Origin of the sequence: Flavobacterium sp., from assembly GCF_044368625.1 — a bacterium.
Classification (GTDB): Bacteria; Bacteroidota; Bacteroidia; order Flavobacteriales; family Flavobacteriaceae; genus Flavobacterium.
In genome coordinates this window covers 1-5856 of record NZ_JBIPPD010000205.1, presented here as the reverse complement: position 1 = coordinate 5856, position 5856 = coordinate 1, and the positions used below count along the sequence as shown (strand labels likewise).

The 5856-nt window shown below is 30.3% G+C and carries 8 protein-coding genes; 6 read left to right on the top strand and 2 right to left on the bottom strand.

The features are described 5' to 3' along the window. Positions 1-135: 135 nt before the first annotated feature. The gene (locus tag ACIQ2X_RS13090; RefSeq protein WP_396179375.1) at positions 136-387 is read right to left on the bottom strand and encodes a hypothetical protein; all 252 of its coding nucleotides are present in this window, start codon (positions 385-387) and stop codon (positions 136-138) included. A 150-nt stretch (positions 388-537) separates the two neighbouring features. Between ACIQ2X_RS13090 and ACIQ2X_RS13085 the strand changes: the two genes are divergently transcribed. After that, positions 538-2244 carry an AIPR family protein gene (locus ACIQ2X_RS13085; protein WP_396179373.1) on the top strand — a complete coding sequence of 569 codons (1707 nt, stop codon included), beginning with the start codon at positions 538-540 and terminating at the stop codon, positions 2242-2244. 133 nt (positions 2245-2377) lie between these two features. Here the strand turns inward: ACIQ2X_RS13085 and ACIQ2X_RS13080 are convergent, their stop codons facing one another. After that, a complete protein-coding gene (locus ACIQ2X_RS13080; RefSeq protein WP_396179372.1) occupies positions 2378-2602 on the bottom strand; it encodes a hypothetical protein in 225 nt (74 codons plus the stop codon). Between the two features lie 190 nt (positions 2603-2792). On the opposite strand from ACIQ2X_RS13080, the gene ACIQ2X_RS13075 reads away from it, so the two are divergent. The 5 genes from ACIQ2X_RS13075 to ACIQ2X_RS13055 form a co-directional block, all read left to right on the top strand. Next, the gene (locus ACIQ2X_RS13075; RefSeq protein WP_396179370.1) at positions 2793-3389 is read left to right on the top strand and encodes a hypothetical protein; all 597 of its coding nucleotides are present in this window, start codon (positions 2793-2795) and stop codon (positions 3387-3389) included. Then, entirely contained in the window at positions 3376-4440 is a 1065-nt protein-coding gene (locus ACIQ2X_RS13070; protein WP_396179369.1) for a DUF262 domain-containing protein, read from the top strand. Before ACIQ2X_RS13075 ends, ACIQ2X_RS13070 begins: the two co-directional genes overlap by 14 nt. 300 nt (positions 4441-4740) lie before the next feature. After that, positions 4741-5109: a hypothetical protein gene (locus tag ACIQ2X_RS13065; protein ID WP_227142233.1), complete on the top strand. Its 369-nt coding sequence runs from the start codon at positions 4741-4743 to the stop codon at positions 5107-5109. Between the two features lie 29 nt (positions 5110-5138). After that, complete coding sequence (locus ACIQ2X_RS13060) at positions 5139-5441, top strand: hypothetical protein (RefSeq protein WP_396179367.1); 303 nt, start codon at positions 5139-5141, stop codon at positions 5439-5441. A gap of 58 nt (positions 5442-5499) precedes the next feature. Then, positions 5500-5856 (top strand): hypothetical protein (locus ACIQ2X_RS13055; RefSeq protein WP_396179366.1); only part of this gene is annotated, 357 nt, incomplete at its 3' end.

Here is a 5856-nt window from a genome sequence, read left to right as displayed (position 1 = left end):
CAGCAGTTACAAGACAAACGGGCATTTGTTATTAATTTTTTAATTGTTTTGTATTTGGATACATTCGGCAACTCGGAAGACAAACGGCTTGCTTACCTCCGTTCGTCTTGTAGCTGCGAAACGTTAGTAGCAAGACTACGCATTTGCATTCATAAGAACTTCTTCTGCAAACTCTAATTCTGCACCTACATTATTTTCTTTGCAAAACCTTACTAAATCCTGCAAGGCTTCTAATAATTGAAAAGAATTTTCTAAAACGGTTGCGTGTTTTAAATTTTCATCATTTGAGAATCCAGCGACAACACCTACTATTAAATTATGTTCGTTAACCAAATTAAATTGATTACATCCATTTGCTAATTTGTATTCTATTTTTTCTAATTTCATTTTGTTTTATTTTTATAAATTAATTTATCTTTAATATCCGTCCTGCTACTAACAGCAGTTACACAATACCAGCCGAATCAACGCAACTGCATAGGCTGGCATCGTGTAGCTGCGGAACGTTATGCCTCATTTTAAAAGACGACATAGAATATGACAACAAATCAACAGATTATTTTAAACACGTTGCTCGAACAACAAAAAGCGACACTCGACTCAACATTAAAAGAGGACGACTATTTTCACTTATTTGTGACAGAACAAGTTTTGAAGAATTTTGAACTTTCCTATGACGAATTAGAGGAAGGAATAGTTGACAATGGTGGTGACGGTGGAATTGATTCTATTTACACTTTTGTTAATACAGAACTTATTCAAAGAGATTCTGACTTGCTTGATGGCAAAAGAAATTCAATCATTGATGTTTTTATTATCCAATCAAAAAACACCAACGGTTTTGGCGAGACTCCTATCGAAAAATGTGTTTCATCAGCAAATGATTTATTTGATTTTACAAAGACTTCTGACTCATTAAGAACTGTTTATAATACTGATTTACTCGTAAATAGAGAAGTTTTCAGAAAACAATATTTGCATCTTGCTTCAAAATTCCCAATTTTAAAATTTCACTATTTCTATGCTTCCAAGGGGGCAGAAGTTCACGATAATGTTAAAAGAAAAGTTGAAAATCTTAGAGAAATAATAAACAAACATTTTGACAAAGCCGAACTTAATTTTGAGTTTCTGACTGCCAGTGCATTAATTGAATTATCAAGACGAGAGCAAATCAAAACTAAAGGTATTACACTACTTGATAATCCAATATCAACCCAAGATGGAGGATATATTGCAATCGCTCCTTTGAAAAATTATTTTGACTTTATAGCAGACGATAACGGAGACTTAATTAAATACTTTTTCGATTCAAACATACGAGACTATCAAGGTAACGTTGAAGTTAATTCAGGAATAAAGGAAACATTAATGACGAGTTCACCCAGCGAAGACTTTTGGTGGCTCAACAACGGAGTGACTATTACTGCATCTGATGCTTCATTTTCAAGCAAGATTTTACAGATAGAGGAACCACAAATTGTTAATGGACTTCAGACTTCATTTGAGATTTACAATTACTTCAGAATAAATAAAGTCGAAATTGAGAAAAGAAACGTCTTGTTGAGGGTTGTAAAAACCAAAGATGAAAAAAGCAGATTAAAGGTAATTAAAGCCACTAACAGCCAGACAAACATACCTCCTGCATCACTTAGAGCAACTGACCCAATACATAGGGACATTGAAGACTTTTTACTAGCAAAAGGCTATTATTATGACAGACGTAAAAATTATCATAAAAATCAGCTTCGACCAATTAATAAGATAGTTAGCATTCCATATTTAGCCCAAATTGTAATGGCTGTTTTACAGCAAAAGCCTGACTATGCAAGAGCAAGACCATCAACAATTATTAAAAACAACTTGGACTATGAAGGAATTTTTAATACTTCACTACCTATAGAATTATATTACAAAGTTATTCATATTCATCAGACAGTTGAGTCCGCCCTTAAAGCACACAGTAGTCCAAAGCTAACAAGACCTCAAATTGGTGACATAAAATTTCACGTTACTATGTATTTGGTCTGTAGGTTGACAAACAAACTTAAACCCAAAGCCCAAGAAATCGCAGACATTAAAATTGAAGAAATGACAAGCGAATTAATTACTGAATCAATTGACAATTCATACATTGTTTATGACGCAATGGGCGGAAACAATGGTGTTGCAAAAGGAAAAGAATTTGTTCAAGAAGTCCTCGGACAACTAAAAGACAACTTGATTGAAAAGAAAAACGAGGCATAACAGGCGTTTGGCAAAAAAGCGGGTTCAGTGCTTAAATGAAACTTTGTGCTTCGAATCAAGTTCAGTGGTGGCAGACAGTTTAGTGCTTCGAAATCCGCTTCTTCGCCAAGCGCCAAACCGTTGTAGGCAATGGCTACGATTCGTTTTCAATTGAAAATTCAGTGTTATCCAATAATTCCCAATACACCTGTTTTTTAAAATTCATAACTGCAAATTCAGTTGTAGAGTGATGCCAAGCACAATCCATTCCGCTTGTCAAAACATAAGGCTTCCAAACTTCTTTCAAACCAAATAAAGTCCATTTATAAGTTTTGTATTCAACAATGTGTCCTTTAGGTTCTTTTCTTATTCTAAACATAGTTTTAAGTTTTAAAACCCGCCACAGCCTACAACAGCAGTTACAAGACAAACGGGCATTTGTTATTAATTTTTTAATTGTTTTGTATTTGGATACATTCGGCAACTCGGAAGACAAACGGCTTGCTTACCTCCGTTCGTCTTGTAGCTGCGAAACGTTAGGCACAATGTTACCGCAGAAATAGATAAATATGACAATAGAAGAAATAACAACATTTATAAAAGGTAATACTGAAAAAGAAATTTATGATAAATATCTTTTAGGTCAAGACGTATGGTATTTTACAAACAATATTGTTGATGAAGATCCATTACTATATTATGATAAATTTAAAAAATTCATTTCTTCAAAATTAAATATTCATTTTCATAACATCTCGATTATCGGAAGTGCAAAAACTAAATTTAGTTTTTCACCTAACAAAGATTTTAAAGAATTTAATGAAACTTCAGATTTTGATATAGTTTTGGTTTCAAATGAACTTTATACTTATTTTTGGTCTGCATTTTATGAAATTTCACAGAATCAAAAAATAAACAATTATTCAAATATGACATCTAACATATTCAGAAAATTCATTAGTGTAAAAGATGATGATCCTCATTTTGAAAATGAAGATTTAAAGAATTGGCAAAGAAAATTATCTGATTTTAAAACTCAATTACAATTAGAATATAAAATATATTGCGATGTAAATTATAGAATTTATGCAAATTGGGAATCAGTAGAATCTTACCACCTAAATGGAATAAAAAAATTAAAAGAAAATTTAAATGAAGCTAATTGAACAAATTGATATACAGCCACAAAGTACTAAATGGTTATTTGATCTTCACACCAAAGGGTTGATTGAAGTAGATAATTCATTTCAAAGAAACTATGTATGGTTAGAAAAAAATCAAATAAAATTAATTGAAACAATTTTAATTGGATCTCCTATTCCTGAAATATATTTATGGAACACCGGTACAAATTCTGAAACCGGTGATACAAAATATTCAATTGTTGATGGGCAACAGAGAACCGGAGCTATTTTTCAATTTATTCAAAATAAATATAAATTAAAAGAAGCTTCATTAGACTCTGAAATTGATATATTTTCTGAAATAAAAAATCGAACATTTTCCAATCTTGATGATAAACACAAACAAGCAATTTGGTCTTATGTATTCTCTATTAGAATTGTAAGAACGCCTGTTGAAAGAGAGAAAATTGTTCAAATGTTTTTACGCTTAAATAGTGGAAATATGACTTTAAATCCTCAAGAATTAAGAAATGCAGAATTCGAAGGCGAATTTATGTTACTTGCTTCTGAACTTTCTGAACTTGCATTTTGGGAAGATAATAAATTATTCGGATTGGCAGACAGAAGAAGAATGAGAGACATCACTTTTGTAAGCAATCTTTTGACTTTTATGAAACTTGGCATTGATGAAGAAATTACATCAAAAAATATTAATAGAATTTATGAATTATTTAATGAAGAATATCCAAATAGGGAAAAGGATAAAGAAATATTTATTGAAATAACTGAAAACATAAATAAAATTATTGACGGTAATGATCATAGAAAATCATTCCTAAATGGTAAAGTGCATCTTTACACATTGTTTAATTTTATTTATAGTATCATAATTTCAGGTAATTCTTTAACCGATAATCAGATTGATAAATATAGAAATTTCATTGATAATTATGATCTAGATTTATTCTTAAACCAACATTTTGAGAAATATATTTCAATCATAAATGAATATAAATCGAAATCTAAAGAAGGAACAAACCAAAAATCAAATAGAATTAATCGCTTTGAAATTTTAAAACAAATATTGGAATAAATAAAAAACACTGTGCCTAACACAGGTTTTGCAAGATTGCGGGTTTTGGGCTTAATTTAAAGTTGGTTTTGTATCTTTGAGTTCAGTGTTTAACCGAAAGTTTCGGCTTCTTTAGTCCGCAACCTCGCAAAGCCTGGGAACGTTGTGCGTCAGTTTCGAGCGACAGAAATCCAAAACAACTCCAACTTAAAAATAGAATTTTAGAAAATAAATTAACCAAATGAGGAAAACCGTAAAGTATTTCAAATTTGAACATTTAATTTTGAAAAATTAAACCGAGAAAAATAAACAAATAGAAATATGAAAATTTTTAATCAAATTAAAGATTCATTTACTTCATCAGAATTTGAAGTAGAAAGTACGATGAAAGTAACTGATTTAACTAAACAATTTAAAAACAAATTCGGACTTTCGCTAAGAGTTTATAAAGGTAAAAAACTTGCAGACGATGGAAGAATGACTTTGAAAACTTTAGACCAAAGAACTACTCAAACTTCTGTAAACTTTGATTCTAGCAAAATGAAAATTAAAGCAACTCAAAAAGTTTTAGAAGTTGAAAATCTGTTTTTAGAAAACTTTGGAATTGTTGTGCAAATTGCAGACATCGAAAACAAAAAATTATTAGCCGATGATATAACATTAGGCGATGCAAAAAGAATGAAATTATAAATTATCAAATAACAACTAAAAATTAAATTATGGCAGATTTATCAATCTCGGGAAAAATGAAAGTTAAAACTTTAAAAGCAAATTTTAAAGAAGAATATGGCTCTACATTGAGAGTTTATGTAGGTAAAAAATTCGCTGACGATGATGCAACTTTAGCTTCAATCAGAAAAGAGGATGCAAAAGGTGGTGAAGTAAAAATAAACGGTAAAATGCTTGTTGGAAATTTTGAGAAAAAAATCTTGGAAGAATTTGGAATTCGCATTCAAGTTGCATCGCCAGACGATTCAAAACTTGCTGACGATTCAATTACATTAACTGCTTCGGGAAAATAAAAATATAATATGAGTTGCTTCGCAACTCATATTATTAATTTCAACAAAACTAAATTAAATGGGATTTTTCAATTCATTAAAAGGTCAACTTGGTAGAGATACAGGAAGGCTAATTTCTAATAAAGTATATGGAAATAGACACGCTACAAAATACCAACGTGTTGATAATTCAAAAACTATTGCTAAAAATTTAAAACTCGAACAAAAATATGAGTTAGAACTTTTAGAACAAGAAAAAAACAATGAAATAGACTTTTTGAAAAAGAAGGAAGAAATTAAAAATCTCCAAGATAAAAAAGTATTTGTTGACCAAAACTTGAAAAAAATTATTGGAATGAAAGTTCCAAATTCAAAAGATGGGATAATTGAGAATTTGCATAGTTTATCTGTTGAAATCACTTCAAATAAATGGAAA